This is a genomic window from Ruegeria sp. I3 (assembly GCF_056532525.1).
In genome coordinates this window covers 1-20,702 of sequence record NZ_JBQFNI010000011.1, presented here as the reverse complement: position 1 = coordinate 20,702, position 20,702 = coordinate 1, and the positions used below count along the sequence as shown (strand labels likewise).

Genomic DNA, 20,702 nt, shown 5'->3' with positions numbered 1-20,702 from the left:
ATATCTTTATGACACTGAAACCTCAACTGGCACGGCTTGGACTTTTTGACGCGAAAGTACCGCGTTACACAAGCTATCCCACCGCACCCCACTTCAGCAATGACGTCGGGGCTGATCTGTTTAGCGACTGGATTTCCGGGATTGCTCCGGGCAGTTCAATCTCGCTTTACATCCACGTACCCTTCTGCCGTCGGCTGTGCTGGTTTTGCGCCTGCCGGACACAAGGCACCCAGACTGATAACCCGGTCATTGCCTATGTCGACGTGCTAAAGGCCGAGCTGGATTTGCTGGCGGCACGCCTGCCAGAGGGTGTTAAATTGTCGCGGCTGCACTGGGGCGGCGGCACGCCGACGCTGTTGAATGCAGACCTGATGCGGGATCTGGCCGCGCGAATCCTTGAGATTGTACCTTTAGGCCCAGAAGCCGAGTTTTCCGTCGAGATCGATCCGAATGAGATCGACGAAGCCCGGCTGGATGCACTGGCCGAAGCCGGGATGAACCGCGCATCGATCGGCGTTCAGGATTTTGACGACGAAATCCAGAAAACCATCGGTCGCATTCAAAGCTATGACACCACCCGCGAAGCTGCCGAGATGATCCGAGCGCGTGGTATATCCAGCCTGAATGCGGACATCCTTTATGGCCTGCCCCACCAGACCAAGGCGCGCATGACCGAAAGTGTACAAAAGCTGTTGTCGCTGAACCCTGACCGGGTCGCACTCTATGGCTACGCGCATGTGCCGTGGATGGCCAAGCGCCAGCAGTTGATTCCATCAGATGCCCTGCCCACACCGGAACAGCGACTGGAACTTTTTGAAACCGCCCGGCGACTGTTCCTATGGGACAATTATGCCGAGATCGGGATCGACCACTTTGCAACGCAGGACGATGGACTGACCCACGCGTTGCGCGCGGGTCGCCTGAAACGAAATTTCCAGGGCTATACAGACGATCAAGCTCCTATTCTGATTGGCTTGGGTGCCAGCTCGATCTCACGCTTCCCGCAAGGATATGCGCAGAACGCACCGGCAACCTCGGCTCATACGAAGGCCATACGCGAAGGGCGGTTCTCGACGTCGCGCGGGCATTTGTTCAAAGGTCAGGATGTTCTACGGTCGCGTCTGATCGAAGCATTGATGTGCGATTTCCAAATCAACTCGGCCGAGATTCTGCGCGATTATGACATTTCAACTGCGGAACTGCAGCAAATGTACGCAACAGCAAACGCGGCCTTCGACGGGTTGCTACGCGTGGATGAAAACGGATTGTTCATACCGCCCGAAGCACGTGCGCTGACCCGCATGATCGCGCGCAGCTTTGACGCGTATGACCTGAGTAAGGCTGGGCATAGTTCCGCGATCTGAACACTCTTCGGCAGGTCGTTTTTTGCGACCTTCCCTTACAAACCGGCACGGGGGCTTGACGCATGCCTTCGGTTTTCTCCACACTCAAGGGGTGGAGAGACCCACCTCTTCACAGCCTGAGGCAGGCAAACGCAGACAGTTCTTGCCGACGCGCATGCGTTCGACAGCCCTTTTCGTGCAGCCATACTGCAACCTGAAAGAGGGACAGCACTCATGCGCGTTTTCACCGTCCTCGGCCCCAGCCAATCGGGCAAATCCACCTTGGTCGAAGCGATCAGCCGCCTCGACGGGCGGCCCACCACATTCGATGTTGCCGGAACCGTGCATCTGCACGGTTTTTCTTATTTAAACGAACCGTGGTGCGCGGTGGACGTAGACGGAGGCGGCGATGCGCTGGCCTATGTCGGCCCGGCCATGGCGATCTCGGACGCAGCAGTTGTGGTTGTCCCACCTGACCCCGATGCCGCCGTTCTGTGTGCCCCGTATCTAAGGTTGGTCGAAGAGGCCGGCATTCCCTGTTTTTTATTCATCAACCGCATGGACAGCCCCAACGGTCGCATCCGCGACATCGTTGCTGCACTGCAGACCTATTGCACCCACCACATCGCTCTGCGGCAGGTGCCGATCCGGGACGGAGACACCATTATCGGCGCAGTCGATCTGATCTCAGAGCGCGCCTGGAAGTATCAGGAGGGGCAGCCCTCGGCCCTGATCGAGCTACCGCAATCAGCGGAAGACCGCGAACAGGAAGCACGCACCGAGTTGTTGGAGACCCTATCGGATTTCGATGACAATCTGCTGGAGCAACTGATTGAGGACAAACAGCCCCCAAGCGACGAGGTCTACGAGCTGGCCGCACAGGTCTTGCAGAACCATCAGCTTATCCCGGCCTGCCTAGGTGCCGCGAGCCATGGCAACGGTCTGACCCGTTTGATGAAAGCACTGCGCCATGAAGCGCCGGAATTCAACATTGCAGCTGACCGGGATGAGGCCGAAGAAAACGCCCGCGCCATTGCTGGCTTTGCGGATGTGAAGAAGCATATCGGCAAGATCACCGTATTGCGCGGTCTGGGCGACGGCGTGAAAGCTCATGAACCCCTTGGTGGCGAAACTGTTGGAAATCTGACAACCTTGGACGCCAAGACCCAGATCAGCGCGCTTGAAGCCGGACATATTGGCCTTGCTGTCAAATCCGACCACCTTAATCCTGGCTTCATCTATGACAGCGCGGCGGCAACGCCGTTGCCGGAATGGGCCTCATCCCATCCTGCCGCGCATCGTCAGGTCGTATCGCCTGCGCATGAGCGAGACGACGTGCGCCTGTCGAATGCGTTGACCCGGCTGGTTGAGATCGACCCCGGCCTGCATCTGGAGCAAGACGAGTTGAGCGGTCATTCCATTCTGGGCTCACAAGGTCCGCAGCATATGCGGCGCGTGACCGCCAAACTCGCCGAGGATTTTGGCATCGAGATCGAGGCCGAGGCCGCCGGAACCGCCTATCGCGAAACCATTCGCACAAAGGTCGATCATCGCCATCGCCACCGCAAGCAATCCGGCGGTGCGGGGCAGTTTGCCGATGTGGTCATATCCATCGCTCCGCTGCCGCGCGGCTCGGGGTTCCAGTTCGAGGAAGTGGTGAAAGGTGGGGCCGTACCCCGGAATTACATTCCTTCGGTTGAACACGGGGCCAAAGACGCATTGATCGAAGGGCCTGAAGGCTTCCCAGTTGTGGACGTCAAGGTGACACTCAGCGACGGCAAACACCATAACGTGGACAGTTCCGATTATGCTTTCCGCACTGCTGGCAAGAATGCCGTGCGCGAAGCGCTACCCGAGGCGAAACCCGTCGTCCTGCAACCTATCCTGAACGCCGAAATCCATCTGCCCTCAACCTTCGTCGGCGATCTTGTCCCGACGATCAGCTCGCTGCAGGGGCAGGTTCTTGGGTTTGAAGGCAACCCCAACGCCTCAGGCTGGGAAATATTCAATGCGACACTCCCCGCCGTGGCCGAGGATGAACTGCACCGCACACTTGCCAGTGCTACCCGCGGGACCGGTTGGGTCAAACTACAATTCGATCACTATGAAGAGCTACGCGGCCCCGTTCCCGCGTCAGCCAAAAACAAGGAAATAGCCTGACATCAAAGGCGCGGGCTGCGTATCAGCCCGCTGCCGCGATCAGTTCGCGCGTGTAATCGGTCTGGGCGTGTTCGAACAAATCTTCGGCAGCGCCCATCTCGACGACATCGCCGTTTCGCATGACGATCACGTTGTGGGACATCGCGCGCACGACCTTCAGATCGTGACTGATGAACAGATAGGCCAGCCCGTATTTCCTTTGCAGCTCACGCAGCAGGTCAACGATCTGCACCTGCACGGTCATGTCCAGCGCACTTGTAGGCTCGTCCAGAACCAGCAGCTTGGGCCGCAACACCATGGCGCGGGCGATGGCGATCCGCTGGCGTTGCCCGCCGGAAAACTCATGCGGATAGCGGTCCATCGCAGAGGGGTCCAATCCGACCTCGTTCATCACTTCGGCCACCAGATCGCGCGGGGCGCGATGAGGATCGACCTTATGGATGGCCAGCCCCTCGGCGATGATCTGCATGCAGGTCATCCGCGGGCTGAGGCTGCCGAACGGATCCTGAAATACGATCTGCATGTCCTTGCGCAACCGCCGCAACTCGCGCGTTGACCAGCGGCGCACATTCTGGTCGCGGAAAGTGATCCCGCCCTCGGACGCGATCAGACGCATGATCGCCAGCGCCAGCGTCGTCTTGCCCGAGCCGCTCTCCCCCACGATCCCAAGCGTTTCCCCGGCACGGACGCTGAGGGTCGCGTCGTTGACGGCCTTCACATAGCCTACGGTCCGTTTCAGGAAACCGCGCTGGATCGGGAACCAGACTTTCAGGTGATCGGTGCGGGCTACCTCTTCGGCATCCGGGGCCACCGGGTCGGGGTGCCCGGACGGCTCGGCCTCCAGAAGCTTGCGAGTATAGGGGTGTTGCGGGTTGTCGAAAATCTCCGTTGTCACTCCGGCTTCGACAATTTCACCGTCCTTCATCACGCAAACCCGGTCGGCGATGCGGCGGACGATGCCAAGGTCATGGGTGATGAACAACATCCCCATGTTCTCGGACTTTTGCAGTTCGGCCAGCAACTCCAGAATCTGCGCCTGGATGGTGACGTCCAGCGCCGTTGTCGGCTCATCCGCGATTAAAATGTCCGGCTTGTTCGCCAACGCCATCGCGATCATCACGCGTTGACGCTGCCCGCCGGACAACTGGTGCGGATAGCTGTCCAGCCGCTCCTCGGGGTCTCGGATGCCGACCTTGGTCAGCAGTTCTACAATCCGTTCCCGCGCCTCATCGCCGGTAACGCCCTGATGCAGAGCCAGCGATTCCGCCATCTGTTTCTGGATCGTGTGCAATGGATTGAGCGAGGTCATCGGCTCCTGAAAGATGAAACTAATGTCGTTGCCGCGCACGTCCATCAACCTGTCTTCGGACGCGCCAATCATCTCTTGACCGCCATAGGTGACTGAGCCTTCGACAATTGCGCTATCACCCAGCAGCGACACAGTGCTCAACGCCGTCACGGATTTGCCCGAGCCGGATTCGCCCACCAAAGCCACCGTTTCACCCCGGTCGACGGTAAAGGACACGCCTTTGACTGCCGCACTCACCTGCCCGTCCTGCCGGAACGAGACCTTGAGGTTGTTCACATCCAAAAGGCTCATGAGAAGGTCTTTCTGGGATCAAACGCATCGCGGACGCCTTCAAAAATGAAGACCAACAGCGACAGCATGATGGCAAAGGTGAAGAAGGCAGTGAAGGCCAGCCACGGTGCCTGAAGGTTCTGTTTCGCCTGCAAAGTCAACTCTCCAAGCGACGGGGCTGAAGACGGCAAACCGAAGCCAAGGAAGTCCAGCGAAGCCAGCCCACCGATGGTTCCAGTCACGATGAACGGCATGAAGGTCAGCGTGGCGACCATCGCATTAGGCAGCATGTGGCGAAACATGATCGTCATGTTACCCACGCCCAGCGCCCGCGCGGCACGGACATACTCCAAATTTCGTGCCCGCAGGAATTCAGCGCGCACGACGCCCACCAGTCCGGTCCAACTGAACAGGATCATCAGAATCACCAAGAGCCAGAAACTTCGCCCAAGAATCGCGAACATGATGATAATGACATAAAGCGAGGGTGTCGCCGACCAGATCTCGATAATACGTTGGAAGATCAGATCCAGCCAACCGCCAAAGAACCCCTGAATGGCCCCAGCAAAAATGCCGATCAAACTGGCCACACCGGTGACGAGTAAAGTGAACAGGATCGACAGGCGGAAGCCATAGATGACACGAGCTAACACATCTCGCTTGGTGTCGTCAGTGCCGAGCAGATTCTGACCATTGGGCGGCAGCGGTGCAGCGCCCGGGCGGTCCACGCTGGTGTTGAAGGAATACGGGATTGGAGGCCAGATGGCCCAGCCTCGCTCAAACCCATCCGCTTCGAACGTGCCCGCCTTGATTTCGTCGATAATACCTTCGGGGTCGTCGAAGCACTGATCCAATCCGCCGCTATCGATCAGGCACATGACCTCGGGGTCGCGATAGATCGCCTCGGTCTGGAAATCACCGCCGAACTCAGTCTCGGCGTAAAAGTTGAAGACAGGCGTGTAGATTTCACCCCGGTACTTTACCAGGATCGGTTTGTCGTTGGCGATGAACTCGGCAAACAGCGATAGGCCGAACAACACCGAGAAGATGATCAGCGACCAGAACGCCCTGCCATTGCGCCGGAAGTTGCGCCAACGGCGCTGATTGAGAGGGGAGAGTGCCATTTACCCCTCCCGCTTTTCGAAATCGATACGCGGGTCAACGAGCACATACATCAGATCGCTGATAATGCCGACGACCAGCCCCATCAGGCCAAATATGAAAAGCGTACCAAAAATCACCGGATAGTCGCGCGCCACTGCCGCCTCAAAGCCCAGACGCCCAAGACCATCGAGCGAGAAAATGGTTTCGATGATGATCGATCCACCGAAGAACACACCAATGAATACAGCAGGGAAACCTGCAATCACGATCAGCATCGCGTTGCGGAAGACATGACCATACAGCACCTTGCTTTCACTCAAACCCTTGGCGCGAGCGGTCATCACGTACTGCTTCTTGATCTCATCCAGAAACGAGTTCTTGGTCAGCAGCGTCAGCGTTGCAAAGGCCGAGATGGTCAGCGCGATTATCGGCAAAGCGATGTGCCAGAAATAGTCAGTAATCTTCCCAAACAGGCTGAGGCTGTCCCAGTTGTCCGAGGTCAAACCCCGTAGCGGGAAAATCTGCCAGTAAGAGCCACCGGCGAACAACACCAGCAGCAGAATGGCAAACAGGAAACCGGGGATCGCATAGGCCACGATGATCGCACCGCTGGTCCAAGTATCAAAGCTCGACCCGTCCTTGATCGCCTTGCGGATACCTAGCGGGATCGAGACCAGATAGGCGATCAGCGTCGACCACAGACCCAGCGAAATAGACACCGGCATCTTTTCCAGCACCAGATCAATCACACTGATCGAGCGGAAATAGCTCTCGCCAAAATCCAGCGTCAGGTAGTTGCCCATCATGCCTAGAAAGCGTTCCAGTGGCGGTTTGTCGAAGCCAAACTCTTTTTCCAGTTCAGCGATGAATTCGGGCGGAAGGCCACGCGCACCGACGTATTTGTCATCAAAGGCACCACCTGCGGGCTCGGCCCCGGCTCCGGCATCGCCACCACCAGCGAACCCAGCAAAGACGTCGCCCTGCCCTTCGATCTGCGCGATGATCTGTTCAATGGGACCACCGGGCACGAACTGCACCAGCGTGAAGTTGACGATCATGATGCCCAGAAGGGTCGGAATGACCAGCAACAGGCGTCTTAGGATATAGGCGCCCATGTTATCGCAGCGCGCCTTTGGCTTTCAGGTCAGCCTCTTTCTCGGGGTTGATCCACCACAGATCGAGATACCCAAGCGAGAATGGAGGCAGGTTTTCAGGGTATTCGTACATGTCGTAATAAGCCGTCCAGTAATCCGCCACATACCCATCGGGAATGACGAAGAACTCATAACGCAAGACACGATCCAACGCCATCAGCGCAGCATCCTGTTCCGCCTGATTTGTCGTGTCGAATGACGCTTCGATCACAGCGTCAACAAGTGGGCTGGCAAGACCGGCAGGGTTGAACAAGCTAAACGCGGCTTCTTCCGATCCGTACATCTGACTGAGACCCCCGCCGGTCGACAGGAACGAGCCGTAGCGGTTCGAATATACCATATCATAATCACGCTCACGCCGCCGCAGGGTGAATTGAGAAGGATCTACCTTCTCGGCCGAAGCATCCACACCGATCGACTGCAGGTTCTGCACATAGGTCTCGATCATGGTGGCGGTCGAGGTTGGAATGCTCGACGCATACGGAATATTGACCTTCAGCGTCTGCCCATCGGCATTGCGGCGCAGATTGCCGTCGCCGACGGGCCAACCAGCCTCGTCCAGCAGTTTCGAGGCTTGCCGCAAATTGCGACGGTCGTTCAACCGAGCTGGATTGGATTCGTGGACGACAAGCGCAGGCTCGCTGAACACCTCGGCCGGAACCACGTCACCCAGCGTTTCCAGAAACGCCAGTTCGGCACCCTCCGGCACGCCTGTCGCTTCAAGATGTGTCCCCTGCACAAATGAACTGCGCGGTGCGTTCAGACCGAACATCAGCGATTCATTTGCCCATTCGAAATTGAACGCCAGCGCCAGCGCTTTACGCACATTCTTGTCGGCAAATTGAGGCTTGCCCAGATTGAAAACGAAACCCGACGGCGTCGGTGGGCTACCATCCACGATCTCGTCCTGCACGACAAACCCTTCGCTGAGTTTCGGGAAATCGTAACTAGAGGCCCAGAGCTTGGGGTCACTTTCGATACGCATCGTGTATTCGCCCGCCTTGAACCCTTCGAAGGCTGCGGTTTGATCCGCGAAATACTCGATCCGGATAGTGTCGTAATTGTTGCGGCCTATGTTGATCGGCAGATCCTTGCCCCAATAATCGTCGCGACGCTTGTAGACGATACGACGGTTGATGTCATAGCTGTCCAGTTTGTAAGGACCTGAACCAACGGCGACCTCCAGCCGCGGTTCGTCAAGACGACGGCTTTCATCAGCCTCGAACCAGGCTTTTGAAAATACCGGGGTCGACCCGACGGTTTCGATCAACCCGCGCCGAGTGACATCCGGACTAAAAGTAAATTTTACAGTGTGGTCGTCCAGAGCTTCAGCCCCTGTAACCATGCGCCCGACGGCTTGCGCATAAGACGGCAAACCCTGCTCAATGAACAAACGATGACTATAGACGACGTCTTCGGCAGTCACCGGGGTGCCATCCCAGAACATAGCTTCGGGGCGCAGATTGAAGATCACATAATTGCGCCCTTCGTCATATTCCATACTTTCCGCAATAACCCCATAATACTGCCCGACACTGTCCGCGGTACTTTCGATCAGCGGGTCATATTGAAGCGTGGTCAAAGCGCCTGCCCGCCCCTTGCGCGAATAAGGGTTCAGGGAATCAAACGTACCTGAGCCCGATAAAGACAGCTCTCCGCCCTTTGGTGCGTCTGGGTTGACGTAGTTCAAGTACGGATAGTCGGCCGGATAATCCAGATTTCCGAAATAGGAATACCCGTGGCTGCGCGTGACGCCCTCTTCATTGGCACGGGCAGGATCGCTGCTGCCCAGAACCAGTGTCGCCGAAATCCCCAAAGCCGCAGCCCAAGCGTGAATTCCGGTAAAGCGCATCTGGGGCAGAAGGGGTTTCATCAGGCTCGTCCTCTGAATTTCTGTCATCTTCATTGTCGTGCCCGCCAGCTAAAGGTCCAGCACTATCAGTTGCAAGTTTAGAATGCGTGAACGCTTTGTGAAGTTCTTCTCAGACAAAAAACAAAACCGCTGCGCAAGGCAGCGGCTTTAAATCCTGCAAATCTGATCAACAGATCAGTTGCCGATGGTCTGCAGATACGCAATCAGATCGGCGCGTTCTTGTGGTTTTTTCAGGCCAGCAAAGCTCATCGAAGTGCCCGAGATATAGGCGCTTGGGCGTTCCAGGAACGCGTCCAGGGCTTCGGGTGTCCAGTTGCCACCATGCGCCTGCATCGAGGCCGAATAACCGGTAAAGCCTTTAGCTGAGGCAACCGGGCGATCTACGACACCGTAAAGGTAAGGACCTGTACCATTGGCGCCGTCTTCCAGTTTGTGGCAAGCGGTGCACTTGCGGAATACGCGCGCGCCTTTTTCCGGATCGGCTGCAGCCAACATATCTTCAAAGACTACTTCTTCGCCGTCCGCGCTTTCGCCCGAGCTTTCGGTTTCGATAATGTAAGCAGCTTCGGCAAGATGGCTGTCAGAGCTATAGAGGACATCCGCCCCCCATTTTGCCAGAAGCAACACCAGGAAGGTGCCAAACAAGCCGGCTGCGGCTTTGGTAACTGTCATCGTGTCGAACATTTTGATCGCGTGTCCATTTCAGCTGTCTGCGGGGTGTCTAAGGCTTCCCCTGAGAAGACGCAAGGTATAGACACCGCGACTAAACGCCCAATTCAAGAACTTGTTGCACGGAAACGACCAAATGACCAATCGCATAGCATTTCAGGGAGAACCCGGCGCATACAGTCACGAAGCCTGCCGGAACGCGCGACCGGATATGGACGCCCTGCCCTGCCGCACTTTCGAAGATGTGATCGAATCAGTGCGCTCAGGTGAGGCTGATCTGGCCATGCTACCGGTGGAAAATACCACCTATGGTCGTGTGGCCGATATTCACCGCCTGCTTCCGCATAGCGGGCTGCACATCATCGACGAAGCATTTGTGCGCGTGCACATCAACCTGTTGGGCGTACCGGGCGCGACTCTGGAGGATATCACTGAGGCGCATTCCCACCTCGTCTTGCTACCACAATGCGCAGGTTTCCTGAAGCAGCACGGAATTCGTGGCAGGGTCAGCCCGGATAATGCTCGTGCCGCACGCGAGGTCGCCGAGATCGGCGACAAACACTCCGCAGCGTTAGCCAGTGAGCTGGCAGGTGAGATTTACGGCCTCAACGTTTTGGCCCGTCACATTGAGGATCAGGGCGACAACACGACCCGTTTTCTGGTGATGTCTCGTGAGGCCGACGAATCGCGCCGTGGTGATCACGGCATGATCACAAGTTTTGTCTTTCAGGTGCGTAACATCCCGGCGGCGCTGTACAAAGCGATGGGCGGATTTGCCACCAACGGAATCAACATGACTAAGCTGGAAAGCTATATGGTCGACGGGTCCTTCACCGCGACCCAGTTCTATGCCGATATCGTGGGTCATCCAGGCGATCGAAATGTGCAACTGGCGATGGATGAGCTTGAGCATTTTACCACCAACGTAGAAGTCCTCGGCGTTTATCCGGCGGCGCAACCTCGTGGATAGTGCAGGTAATTGGCTCGCCCCTTCAAAGGAACGGCCTGGATAGGCGGGGCAGCTACGCTTGCACCTTAGAACAGTAATTAGAGTCCTTCGGTGCGACATCATGAAAGTGCGGCGGACTACGGGTTGGTCACTCCGGTCCCCATGCGAAAGACCTTGCATATCGCGCCATCCATCTGCCGGTACTCTCTGAATCCCATCGCCTCATAATAGCCAAGGCCGTCGAAATTATTGGCCCCGATCGTAGCATCGATAGCGGGCAATCCCTGCTGCCGAGCGGCTTGAAGAGAACGTTTGAACAACGCCCGACCGATACCACATCGCGCAGCGGACGGTTTGATATGCGTCCCAATGATGCCCCACCCGACCGCAACGCCATACGGGTTGTTTCGGGTGGCAAGCTTCAACGACTGGAAACCCAGTATCTGTCCGTCCGGCGCAACGGCAAGGCTACACTGAATCCGCTCAGGGTCGCAGATGTAATGCGTCAGTGCAAAGGCGCTGTCGGCGGGCTTGGTCCGCTTTCCGGCCGCTACAAGCGCTGTTAGCACACCGGACAAGCCATCCGCATCGGCTTCGACAGCGTCGCGTATGATCGGTCTCGTTAAAGTGTTCATCCACTTCTCGGTAGTCAGACACCATGGAGGTGTCGTTCCTCCATATCGCGCGCGAATTCGCTGAGACGGGTCTGGAACTGCCGCCTGAATCGGGATTGCCCTAACTTCAGGGATTGAAGCAATAGGCGGGCGGGCAGCGTTTTCGCACCCAGCGATGTTTCAACGCGCAGCCGTGTCCGACGTTGGGAAAGCGCCAAAAGCTCGATCACCGTGTCGCCGTTCATTCCCTTGCTGCTGGATTGGAACCGCATCAAGGACGGGCGGTCGCATTCAGTCATCTCGATAATGATATGACGTGGCTTGCCACGTATCTTGAATTCGGTCTCCCAGGTTATTCCGGCCTGCGGCACAACCGACCCCGTGACCCGACGCACATCGACCCCGCGCCGCAAGGCTTTGCGTTCGAAGCGTTCAAAATCCGAGACCATGGTGAAGACCGTCTCGATTGGGACATCGATATCTTCCTGCGCTGAAAACTGCATGTTTGCTTTTCTCTGCCCTAGATTGGGTTCAGTTTCTCGTCAGTCCAACGTGTCTGCAAGCCAGTGTTGCAACAAAAAGTGCGCAATCGCACCTTTTCTGGCAGGCAACAGCTTAGGGTGATCCCCAGCGAAGGCCTGCATCATCTCTGTCCGGGTGACCCAGATCGCATCCTCGATCTCGACCGGATCGATCTGGATATCGCGCGATAACGCCTCGCCTGCGCATCCAAACATCAGGGATGCGGGAAAGGGCCAGGGTTGGCTTGCGAGATAGCTCACCGCACCCACGGGCACGCCCGCCTCTTCCATCACTTCGCGCCGCACAGCGGCTTCCAGCGTTTCACCGGGCTCAACAAAACCAGCCAAAAGCGAATACATGCCTTCAGGCCAGCCCGGAGAGCGCCCCATCAGCACCGAATTGCCATGGGTAATCAACATGATGACCACAGGATCGGTGCGCGGGAAATGCTGGCCGCCGCAGGCCGGGCAACTGCGCTGCCATCCACCCTGAGACATCTCGCTGCGGGCACCACATCGGGCACAGAATTGATGCGTTTCGTGCCAGCCGATCACCGCCTTGGCGGTTGCCGCAATCTCTGCGTCTCGTGGGTTGAGGCGTGTCATGATGCGGCGCAGCTCGGCAAAGACACACCCCTCGGGCAGATCGGGGTGCTGCTGTTCGCTGCGGTCGACAAAATCTCCGACACCGGATAAATCCAGCCCTTCAGCCGCCCAGCCCGAGATGTCCATGGCAAAAAGCGGCGATCCATCCTCGGATTTTCCAAGGAAAATCGGTTGCTCGATCACACCGCCCGGGCCCTGTTCGAGAATCTTGTGCGTCATCGGAAGCCGGACGAGCCGGTCCAGTGCCTCACCCTCAACCAACATTTTGCCGCGCCACAGCAACACACATGTTGCCAAAGGGTCACGATAAACCTGTGCCAGTTTGTCCGCGTCGCCGCGCAGCAAACCCGCCCGATCCAGTGCCGAGCCGCCAAATGTCACCTGTTCTGCGCGTTTCATGCCTGCCGTTCCTGACTGCCGCGCAAAGGGCTGCCACGTCTTACCTGATCGTGCAACGGGTATCGACCAAACATTTTTCGACCCTGCCGCGGAATGACCGCAGCATCGCCCCGGAAATTGCATTAAATCGACCTCATGGTGGAAACGTTGGCACACTGACAGCTAGAAGTTGAAGATATTGAAATCAAAGCATTTAATGCGACGACGAAGAGATGCGGGTGATAGCGCACGGATTCGAATCCTTGCAACATCCGATCTACACATGCACCTGACGTCATATGATTACTATTCGGATCGCCCCGAACCTGCGATTGGTTTGACCCGTACCGCCAGCCTGATTCACGAGGCGCGCAGACAGGCTGAACGCGACGACGCCCTTGTGCTGTTGTTTGACAATGGTGATAGCCTGCAGGGAACGCCATTTGGCAACTGGGCAGCTGAACACGTGCCAGACGCCCATCCCCTGCCACGCGCGTTCAACACGTTGAACTATGACGCGATCGGATTGGGTAATCACGATTTCGGATTTGGGCTGGAACTCGTCAATCGCATCGCTCGCCAAACCGCCTGCCCAATGATTTGCAGCAATATGCAAACCACTCAGACCGAACAAGGTTGGGATGTACACACGATTCTGCATCGGGTTGTCAGACTAAATGGACAGGACACCGCAATCCGCATCGGGGTTCTTTCTGTTTTGCCCTCTCAAACCGCACAGTGGGAAGCACATCTGCTAACGGACCGGGTCGTGGTAACAGACATTCTGGCCGCTGCGCGGCGCGCTGCTGAAGATCTCAGCGTGCAAGGTTGCGACCTGATTGTCGCCCTTGCGCATACCGGACTGGGATCGGCAATGGCCGAGCCGGATATGGAAAACGCGATCATCCCGCTGGCCGAGATGCCGCTGATTGATGCCGTCGTCGCAGGCCACACCCATCTGACACTGCCCGGAAAGGCGCATGATGGTTATCCATTCGTCGACAGTACGCGGGGGCTTGTCCATGGAACGCCGGTTGTCATGCAGGGTTGGGCCGGGTCTCATCTTGGGATCATTGATCTGACACTGCAAAAAGATACCACCGGCGATTGGCGCATTACAGGCAGCCATGTCGAAGCACGGGCAATCGCTCAATCGGGTACAGAAATACCCGAATGCCAAAGGATCACAGAGCTGTTTGCGATCGGCCACGCTGCGACGCGCAAAAGGGTGACCAGGCCAGTGGGCACAATCCCACACACGCTGCACAGCTACTTCTCATATTGCGTACCGGATCGCGGCCTGGCCTTGGTTGCGGCGGCTCAGGCCGCTGCCCTACGCCCGCACTTGGTCGATACCGACTGGGCAGATTTGCCGATCATATCGTCAGCCGCCCCGGCAAAGTTCGGCGGGCGCGCAGGAAGCAAGTACTACACTGATATCCCCTCAGGCGAGATTTCAGTTCGACATATCGCCGATCTCAGTGTCTTTCCTAATGAATTGCGCGCGGTGCTGGCCTCAGGTTCTCAGATTCGGGACTGGCTTGAGATGTCAGCCGGGCTGTTCCATCAACTTGGCTCAGACGCCCCGATCGATCTTGCCGATCCTCAGCGCACGGGCTTCAACTTCGATGTCCTGCATGGCGTCACCTACCAGATCGATCTTTCGCAACCGGCGCGGTTCGATACGCTCGGTCGAGTGATTGATCCGGCATTTTCCCGCATTCGCAACCTGGAATTCGATGGGCGGCAGATTGCGCCTGACCAGAGTTTCCTTGTCGCCACCAATAACTACCGGGCCAATGGCGGTGGTCATTTTCCAATTGCGCGACAAGCCCGTACGATTGACCTGCCTCAGATCAGCATACAGGATATTCTATGCAAATACGTCGCGGGCACATTGCCCGCCGACCCACTCGCGCATGCACCACGCCCCTTTTCTTTTGTACCAAACCAAAGGCAGGGCGCGATCCTGACAACGGGGCCGCGCGCGCTACACCATGTTGCAGAGCTTGCTGAGTATCATCCACGCATTCTGCCCAACGATGCGGATGGTTTCATGCGTATTCATCTGGCCTTCTGACGGGTTGCCATTTTCAGGGGATGCACCTATATCGGCTTTGAGAGGTTGGCGCGGGCGAGCGCCTCGCCAACCTGGTCAGGTCCGGAAGGAAGCAGCCACAACGAGCCCCGCTTGGGTCGATGTCCAACCTCTCACTTAGAACCTATCAGCCGCAGGAGGGCGTTTATGATTGTAGCAAAAACCCTTCGGGCAGACCGGTTCTGATCCTTTCCGATCAACTGATTGCCTGAACACGTCGCCGGCGGATGCGCGATTGCCATTCGACGGGATTGCTGTTTCTGATCACAGGCAGACCAATGTTACTTTCCTTATCGGACCTCGGATGGTCCTCTCATTTCGCGGCTCAGCATACGGCTGATCCGTCACTTCTTCCGTATCGCATCTCGGCCGTACACCGGGATCGACTGATCGGGCTGAGCCCTGAAGGTGAATCGCCTTTGTTATCTCCGGATCAATCAACCGGTGCATATGCCGTCGGAGATTGGGTTCTGGTGGATGAAAACAAACGAATACGCCGTATGCTAGACCGGCGAAGCCTGCTTCAACGCCGAGCGGCAGGTACCGGAGCTGCAGCGCAGTTGATCGCTGCAAATGTAGACGTGCTATTCATCGTCAGTTCCTGCAACGCCGATTTTAATCTGCCACGATTGGAGCGGTATCTTGCGCTGGCGCATCAGGCAGGCTGCTATCCGGTGGTCGTTCTGACCAAATCGGACATGTGCGATAATCCGAGCCTTTATGTAGATCAAGCCCAATCGCTCGCCCCGTTTCTGACGGTACTTGCGGTCAACGCGCTGGATCACGGCGATCTCGAACAAGTTCTGTCGTGGTGTCCGAAAGGACAAACCAGCACCTTGCTTGGATCATCCGGCGTTGGGAAAACGACGCTCGCCAACGGGATGACGGGGCAGGATCAGGCCACCGCAGGTATTCGCGAAGACGATGCGCGCGGCAGGCACACAACAACGGCACGCGCCTTGCATCGCATGCGCAATGGCGGCTGGCTGATCGATACGCCCGGCATGCGCGCGTTACGTCTGCTAGATGCACAAGAGGGGTTGGATGAGGTGTTCTCGGACATCTCAGACCTCAGCCTGAATTGCCGCTTCTCGGATTGTCAGCACGAGACCGAGCCCGGATGTGCGGTGCAGGCGGCAATCGACGCTGGTACGCTTGATCCCGCGCGGCTGGACCGCTGGCGCAAGCTGCGGCGTGAAGACCAACACAATTCCGCTTCGGTGGCGCAGGCCCGCGCCCGCGACAAGGCGTTCGGCAAGATGGTGCGCAGCGTGATGCACGAGAAAAAATCCCGTAAAGGGCTATAACGAAGCTGGGCAACGGCCTACCGGTGCCCAGCGCTATCAGGCGATCAGCCTAGGCCAGACTGCCGCATTCCGTCTTGCGAATGCACCGATATGGCCGATCTTGGATACTCCGAATTCGCTTGGTGCAAGCAGATGGCGCCCGGCTTTGGGTCCATAGAGATCGGCAAGACGCCAGACAGCATCCGGCGGCACCATTTCATCATCTGCGAAGGTAAACAGATCGACACGTTTGCCCAAGTCTTCCCAGCGGGCGGCGGGCAGTGTCGTGTCGATCTCTGGCACATAGCTTTTGGGGGCGGTGCACCATTTGCGCCATTGCCAATAGACTTGGGCAGGCAGGTCCGATCCAAACCCGACCAACCGTCCGGGCAGGTAGCCAAGCGCCTTGACCACCAGCGGCGCGTGACCAAACCAGAACAACGCCGCCAAAGCGCGATAAGGCCAAGGGTGATCCGCCAGCGTTACCAGACCCGAACAGACACAGATCATCCTGTCAATCTGATCGATATCGGGTTGGATCGGGCCAAACATTCCGCCCAAGGAATGACCGATGCTCCATAGCTTGGCCTGCGGAAACCGTCGGCGCATCTCGGCCCGGGCGGATGGAATGTCGATCAACGCCCAATCGGCCATGGTGACATTTGACCGCTTTTGCGAACCCACCAAAGAGTGACCAAAATCCCGGTAATCGTAAGTCAGGCAGGCCATGCCCTGTTCTTCGGCGAGCCATCGGGCGAAGTACTGATAGTAATCCCTCGGCACCCCAGTCGCACCGTTTATGACGACCACCTTTTCGGGGTCGGCAACCGGACGGTAAAGCCGCGCCGACAACATTGCCGGGCCGGACGGGATTTGAAAATCCTCGGTCACAACCGCCTGCTGCGTGTCCAACATGGTGCCCTCCAATACCGACTGAACTGATCAGTTCACCCGAAGCGCCTCAAGTCAAGGTTGACGTGACTGGACCATACGTCACTTGCCTGACGCAATCTTCTTGACTCGGGCACGGCGCAGCCGCTAGCCATGTCGCGATGGTTCTCGCGCCCAATCGGGCCGGGATGAAAAGGGAACACGGTGCGGTTCTGCCCGGATAAATCCGGAAAGAACCTAGTCCGAGACTGCCCCCGCAACTGTAAGCGGAGAGCAATGCCGAGATACCACTGGCCTCGAAGGCTGGGAAGGTCGGCAAAGCGATGACCCGCAAGTCAGGAGACCTGCCATCGGATGTAGAACCGAAACTCGGGCGGGGTGTCCGGGACGGGTTTGATCGTGCTCCGCACGGACCAACCTGTACCACGCCCTCGCCCTGCGCGCGGAGGGCGCATTGATGATCTGGAAGACTAAAACGCACGAATTCGCGGCGACCGTGTGCCAACGTACTGGGGCAACCTGCCCCGCACTGGCGCAAATGGCGCGGGCTCTGACGCAGGCCATGTCCGCCACAAAACCGGTCACGAAATCTGAGTTTGAGATTGAAGGCACCATAGATCTGTCGCACTGCCCGGAAGGATGCACCGCCCGCTTTCGCGCCCAATGCGACCAGATACGTGTATTCTGCGGAACCGATCCTGAAATCGATACCGGCCGGCTGGATGACTACGCAGACATGATGTTCGGAACCGAGTACCGCAGCCTACCCGCAGACCTGCTAAGGAATCCTCCTTGCGCCATGCTTGAGGCTTCGCTTCTGGTGCAGCACAACGGTGGCGAAATCTCGCCACATGTTGGTGTCTAAGCCGTCAAACGGCTTGAACACGGGCCGGTTCAACGGCCCAAAGCATCTGGGCATTTGTCTCGACTGCGCAAGGACGCACCGTACGCAATCGCTTCAATGCCGCCTCAGGCCGTTCACCGCATTCAACCATCAGACGCAGAACCACCATCCCGGATCGGCCACAGCCACCACGGCAATGCACTAGCACACGGCCACCACCTGACAACGCCTGACGTGCGGTCGCGCCAACGCGGGGCCAGCGGTCCAAAATCTCTTTGGGTGGCGTGCCAAAATCTTCGATCGGCAAATGCACCCATCTGCTGGCACGCCCCTGAATATCAGCGCCAAAATTCCGCGCACCATCCTGAATCATCTCGACCTCAGTCGTCATCGAGATCACAAGTCCCGGCTTCCAGTCTGCTATAAGATCGAGGTCTTCGGTATAAGTGCCTCCGCGCCCGGGCATCGATGACAAGGCCAAGGTGCCTCCGCCAACCTGCAACGCATAAACCACCAGTTGCGACATAATCTCCCCCCAAACAAACTTCACCCAACAACATACTGGTCCAGTAAATAGAATAGAGTGGATTTTAGCCGCATACCCACGCATTCCAAAATGAAAATCGTCCCGGCCGGCTGTGGACGCGGGCGGCGGGGGCCTCTACGCTGCGGCGTAACGCGAATCCGACAGAGCAGACATGACCGAGACGCCCAGCCCCGCCTACCAGGTTCTTGCCCGCAAATACCGCCCCGAAACCTTTGCCGATCTAGTCGGTCAGGACGCCATGGTGCGCACTCTGAAAAACGCCTTCGAGGCGGACCGGATCGCGCAGGCCTTCATCATGACCGGCATCCGCGGTACCGGCAAGACGACGACCGCTCGGATCATAGCCAAGGGTATGAACTGCATCGGTCCCGATGGCAGCGGCGGCCCTACCACCGAACCCTGCGGTCAATGTGAACACTGCGTAGCCATCATGGAGGGCCGCCATGTCGATGTGATGGAGATGGACGCCGCCAGCCGCACCGGTGTCAATGACATCCGCGAGATCATCGACAGCGTCCGCTATCGCGCTGCGTCCGCGCGCTACAAGATCTATATCATCGACGAGGTTCACATGCTGTCGACCAGCGCTTTCAACGCGCTGCTCAAGACGCTGGAAGAACCCCCCGAACACGTGAAGTTCATCTTTGCCACCACCGAGATTCGCAAGGTCCCGGTGACCGTCTTGTCCCGTTGCCAGCGCTTTGATCTGCGCCGGATCGAGCCGGAGGATATGATCGGACTGCTTCGCAAAATTGCAGGTGCCGAAGGGGCACAGATTGCCGAGGATGCGTTATCGTTGATCACCCGGGCCGCCGAAGGATCAGCGCGCGATGCGACCTCACTGCTGGATCAGGCGATCTCGCACGGGGCCGGTGAAACCAGCGCGGATCAGGTGCGCGCGATGCTGGGGCTGGCCGATCGGGGCCGGGTGCTGGATCTGATGGATATGATCCTGCGCGGCGATGCTGCAGGCGCGTTGACCGAGCTGAGCGGGCAATATGCCGAAGGGGCTGATCCACTCGCCGTCTTACGCGATCTGGCTGAAATCACGCATTGGGTTTCGGTGGTCAAGATCACCCCGGATGCCGCCGAAGATCCCACCGTTTCCCCCGACGAACGCGCCCGAGGTCAACAAATGGCCGAGGCTCTGCCCATGCGAGTCCTTACACGCATGTGGCAAATGCTGCTGAAAGCGCTTGAGGAAGTTTCCGCCGCACCCAACGCAATGATGGCTGCGGAAATGGCCGTGATCCGCCTGACCCATGTGGCCGACTTGCCTAGCCCGGAGGAGCTGATCAAGCGTCTGCAAGATACGCCTCCGCCGCCCAATGGTGGCCCCGGCAAGGGAATCGGTGCGCCTGGACATGCTCTTTCCGCGCCACAGGCTGTGGCCCGACCGGCCTATGCCGCATCGGGAATCGGCGGCAACGCAGGCGGGCCAACAGCCGCGCTGGCCCAAGATGTGCAGGCAGCGCTGGCACGCTATCCAACATTTGAACATGTGGTTGAACTGATCCGAGCCAACCGGGACGTGAAGTTGTTGGTCGAGGTCGAAAACGGCGTGCGTCTGGTATCCTACCAACCGGGCAGGATCGAGTTCGCCCCAACCGACAACGCCCCGACCGACCTGTCACAACGATTGGGCGCGTCGCTGCAGCGTTGGACAGGCAACCGGTGGGCCGTTTCTATTGTCGCTGAGGGCAACGCACCGACGATTGCCGAGGTACGGGACGCTGCAGACTTGGCACTGAAGGCCGAGGCTGAACAGCATCCTCTGGTGCAAGCAGTGCTGACTCATTTCCCGAAAGCGCGGATCAAGAGCATCGAAACCGCAGAACAACGCGCCGCTCAGGTCGAAACCGAAGCCCTGCCCGAGGTTGAAGACGAATGGGACCCGTTCGAAGAAGACTGACCAACTAGCACACGGGCACCTTGTCCAAATGCTCCCGCACCCGCCACGGGCCATCGGCTGACGCCGATACCCCTGAGCGGCTTTGGGACCGGCAGCGCGCCTTGCCCGCTGCCGCGCCCAACGGGAGGGAAGGTCTTGCCAAAGGCCTTGACGACGGGCCGGGGTATCCTGACC

At 58.0% G+C, this 20,702-nt stretch carries 17 protein-coding genes, 1 other RNA gene and 1 riboswitch; of the genes, 8 read left to right on the top strand and 10 right to left on the bottom strand.

The genetic code is table 11. The annotated features are described in order from the left end of the window. Positions 1 to 8: 8 nt before the first annotated feature. Both hemN and ACR0L9_RS19300 read left to right on the top strand, forming a co-directional pair. Positions 9 to 1,364, top strand: coding sequence for an oxygen-independent coproporphyrinogen III oxidase (gene hemN, locus ACR0L9_RS19305; protein ID WP_480896451.1), 1,356 nt, complete (start codon positions 9 to 11; stop codon positions 1,362 to 1,364). A gap of 213 nt (positions 1,365 to 1,577) precedes the next feature. Beyond that, positions 1,578 to 3,503, top strand: coding sequence for an elongation factor G (locus tag ACR0L9_RS19300; RefSeq protein ID WP_480734951.1), 1,926 nt, complete (start codon positions 1,578 to 1,580; stop codon positions 3,501 to 3,503). Positions 3,504 to 3,525: 22 nt separating this feature from the next. Here ACR0L9_RS19300 and ACR0L9_RS19295 read toward each other — a convergent pair whose 3' ends face one another. The 5 genes from ACR0L9_RS19295 to ACR0L9_RS19275 all read right to left on the bottom strand — a co-directional run bounded on the left by ACR0L9_RS19295 (position 3,526) and on the right by ACR0L9_RS19275 (position 9,897). After that, on the bottom strand, positions 3,526 to 5,103 hold the full coding sequence (locus ACR0L9_RS19295; RefSeq protein ID WP_170663193.1) for an ABC transporter ATP-binding protein: 1,578 nt from the start codon (positions 5,101 to 5,103) through the stop codon (positions 3,526 to 3,528). Further along, positions 5,100 to 6,206: an ABC transporter permease gene (locus ACR0L9_RS19290; RefSeq protein WP_170398652.1), complete on the bottom strand. Its 1,107-nt coding sequence runs from the start codon at positions 6,204 to 6,206 to the stop codon at positions 5,100 to 5,102. Before ACR0L9_RS19290 ends, ACR0L9_RS19295 begins: the two co-directional genes overlap by 4 nt. Continuing rightward, complete coding sequence (locus ACR0L9_RS19285; RefSeq protein WP_170398655.1) at positions 6,207 to 7,301, bottom strand: microcin C ABC transporter permease YejB; 1,095 nt, start codon at positions 7,299 to 7,301, stop codon at positions 6,207 to 6,209. A gap of 1 nt (position 7,302) precedes the next feature. Then, a complete protein-coding gene (locus ACR0L9_RS19280; RefSeq protein ID WP_170625814.1) occupies positions 7,303 to 9,213 on the bottom strand; it encodes an extracellular solute-binding protein in 1,911 nt (636 codons plus the stop codon). A gap of 174 nt (positions 9,214 to 9,387) precedes the next feature. Next, entirely contained in the window at positions 9,388 to 9,897 is a 510-nt protein-coding gene (locus tag ACR0L9_RS19275) for a c-type cytochrome (protein ID WP_170398660.1), read from the bottom strand. 121 nt (positions 9,898 to 10,018) lie between these two features. Here ACR0L9_RS19275 and ACR0L9_RS19270 point away from each other — a divergent pair, with 121 nt between their 5' ends. Beyond that, positions 10,019 to 10,852 (top strand): prephenate dehydratase, encoded by an 834-nt coding sequence (locus ACR0L9_RS19270; RefSeq protein ID WP_170398663.1) that lies wholly within the window; start codon positions 10,019 to 10,021, stop codon positions 10,850 to 10,852. 116 nt (positions 10,853 to 10,968) lie between these two features. On the opposite strand, the gene ACR0L9_RS19265 is transcribed toward ACR0L9_RS19270, so the two are convergent. Genes ACR0L9_RS19265 through nudC form a run of 3 tightly spaced genes read right to left on the bottom strand, consistent with a single transcriptional unit; the run spans position 10,969 to position 12,971 of the window. After that, the gene (locus ACR0L9_RS19265) at positions 10,969 to 11,466 is read right to left on the bottom strand and encodes an N-acetyltransferase family protein (RefSeq protein WP_480896450.1); all 498 of its coding nucleotides are present in this window, start codon (positions 11,464 to 11,466) and stop codon (positions 10,969 to 10,971) included. 14 nt (positions 11,467 to 11,480) lie between these two features. Continuing rightward, complete coding sequence (locus ACR0L9_RS19260; RefSeq protein ID WP_170508814.1) at positions 11,481 to 11,948, bottom strand: SRPBCC family protein; 468 nt, start codon at positions 11,946 to 11,948, stop codon at positions 11,481 to 11,483. A 39-nt stretch (positions 11,949 to 11,987) separates the two neighbouring features. Further along, the gene (gene nudC, locus ACR0L9_RS19255; protein ID WP_480585741.1) at positions 11,988 to 12,971 is read right to left on the bottom strand and encodes an NAD(+) diphosphatase; all 984 of its coding nucleotides are present in this window, start codon (positions 12,969 to 12,971) and stop codon (positions 11,988 to 11,990) included. A 196-nt stretch (positions 12,972 to 13,167) separates the two neighbouring features. Between nudC and ACR0L9_RS19250 the strand changes: the two genes are divergently transcribed. From ACR0L9_RS19250 to rsgA, 3 genes are all read left to right on the top strand, one after another. Then, positions 13,168 to 15,030, top strand: coding sequence for a bifunctional 2',3'-cyclic-nucleotide 2'-phosphodiesterase/3'-nucleotidase (locus tag ACR0L9_RS19250; RefSeq protein WP_480896449.1), 1,863 nt, complete (start codon positions 13,168 to 13,170; stop codon positions 15,028 to 15,030). A 38-nt stretch (positions 15,031 to 15,068) separates the two neighbouring features. Then, positions 15,069 to 15,167, top strand: an RNA gene (gene ffs, locus ACR0L9_RS19245) — signal recognition particle sRNA small type. Between the two features lie 159 nt (positions 15,168 to 15,326). Then, a complete protein-coding gene (gene rsgA, locus ACR0L9_RS19240) occupies positions 15,327 to 16,355 on the top strand; it encodes a ribosome small subunit-dependent GTPase A (protein ID WP_170818443.1) in 1,029 nt (342 codons plus the stop codon). 36 nt (positions 16,356 to 16,391) lie between these two features. Here rsgA and ACR0L9_RS19235 read toward each other — a convergent pair whose 3' ends face one another. Beyond that, complete coding sequence (locus ACR0L9_RS19235) at positions 16,392 to 17,249, bottom strand: alpha/beta hydrolase family protein (protein ID WP_480896448.1); 858 nt, start codon at positions 17,247 to 17,249, stop codon at positions 16,392 to 16,394. Positions 17,250 to 17,370: 121 nt separating this feature from the next. Next, a riboswitch (cobalamin riboswitch) is annotated at positions 17,371 to 17,591 on the top strand. A gap of 91 nt (positions 17,592 to 17,682) precedes the next feature. Here ACR0L9_RS19235 and ACR0L9_RS19230 point away from each other — a divergent pair. After that, the gene (locus ACR0L9_RS19230; RefSeq protein WP_480567844.1) at positions 17,683 to 18,090 is read left to right on the top strand and encodes a hypothetical protein; all 408 of its coding nucleotides are present in this window, start codon (positions 17,683 to 17,685) and stop codon (positions 18,088 to 18,090) included. A 4-nt stretch (positions 18,091 to 18,094) separates the two neighbouring features. On the opposite strand, the gene ACR0L9_RS19225 is transcribed toward ACR0L9_RS19230, so the two are convergent. Then, positions 18,095 to 18,595 carry a phosphatase domain-containing protein gene (locus tag ACR0L9_RS19225; RefSeq protein WP_170398687.1) on the bottom strand — a complete coding sequence of 167 codons (501 nt, stop codon included), beginning with the start codon at positions 18,593 to 18,595 and terminating at the stop codon, positions 18,095 to 18,097. Between the two features lie 172 nt (positions 18,596 to 18,767). Here ACR0L9_RS19225 and ACR0L9_RS19220 point away from each other — a divergent pair, with 172 nt between their 5' ends. Beyond that, a complete protein-coding gene (locus ACR0L9_RS19220; protein ID WP_480896447.1) occupies positions 18,768 to 20,528 on the top strand; it encodes a DNA polymerase III subunit gamma/tau in 1,761 nt (586 codons plus the stop codon). Positions 20,529 to 20,702: the final 174 nt, after the last annotated feature.

Bases quoted from the DNA above. Each gene is read 5' to 3' on its own strand.
- ACR0L9_RS19260 (WP_170508814.1), bottom strand. From the start codon at position 11,948: ATGCAGTTTTCAGCGCAGGAAGATATCGATGTCCCAATCGAGACGGTC.
- ACR0L9_RS19290 (WP_170398652.1), bottom strand. From the start codon at position 6,206: ATGGCACTCTCCCCTCTCAATCAGCGCCGTTGGCGCAACTTCCGGCGC.
- rsgA (WP_170818443.1), top strand. From the start codon at position 15,327: ATGTTACTTTCCTTATCGGACCTCGGATGGTCCTCTCATTTCGCGGCT.
- ACR0L9_RS19235 (WP_480896448.1), bottom strand. From the start codon at position 17,249: ATGTTGGACACGCAGCAGGCGGTTGTGACCGAGGATTTTCAAATCCCG.
- ACR0L9_RS19295 (WP_170663193.1), bottom strand. From the start codon at position 5,103: ATGAGCCTTTTGGATGTGAACAACCTCAAGGTCTCGTTCCGGCAGGAC.
- ACR0L9_RS19265 (WP_480896450.1), bottom strand. From the start codon at position 11,466: ATGAACACTTTAACGAGACCGATCATACGCGACGCTGTCGAAGCCGAT.
- ACR0L9_RS19280 (WP_170625814.1), bottom strand. From the start codon at position 9,213: ATGAAACCCCTTCTGCCCCAGATGCGCTTTACCGGAATTCACGCTTGG.
- ACR0L9_RS19230 (WP_480567844.1), top strand. From the start codon at position 17,683: ATGATCTGGAAGACTAAAACGCACGAATTCGCGGCGACCGTGTGCCAA.
- ACR0L9_RS19270 (WP_170398663.1), top strand. From the start codon at position 10,019: ATGACCAATCGCATAGCATTTCAGGGAGAACCCGGCGCATACAGTCAC.
- nudC (WP_480585741.1), bottom strand. From the start codon at position 12,971: ATGAAACGCGCAGAACAGGTGACATTTGGCGGCTCGGCACTGGATCGG.
- ACR0L9_RS19225 (WP_170398687.1), bottom strand. From the start codon at position 18,595: ATGTCGCAACTGGTGGTTTATGCGTTGCAGGTTGGCGGAGGCACCTTG.
- ACR0L9_RS19220 (WP_480896447.1), top strand. From the start codon at position 18,768: ATGACCGAGACGCCCAGCCCCGCCTACCAGGTTCTTGCCCGCAAATAC.
- ACR0L9_RS19285 (WP_170398655.1), bottom strand. From the start codon at position 7,301: ATGGGCGCCTATATCCTAAGACGCCTGTTGCTGGTCATTCCGACCCTT.
- ACR0L9_RS19250 (WP_480896449.1), top strand. From the start codon at position 13,168: ATGCGACGACGAAGAGATGCGGGTGATAGCGCACGGATTCGAATCCTT.
- ACR0L9_RS19300 (WP_480734951.1), top strand. From the start codon at position 1,578: ATGCGCGTTTTCACCGTCCTCGGCCCCAGCCAATCGGGCAAATCCACC.
- ACR0L9_RS19275 (WP_170398660.1), bottom strand. From the start codon at position 9,897: ATGTTCGACACGATGACAGTTACCAAAGCCGCAGCCGGCTTGTTTGGC.
- hemN (WP_480896451.1), top strand. From the start codon at position 9: ATGACACTGAAACCTCAACTGGCACGGCTTGGACTTTTTGACGCGAAA.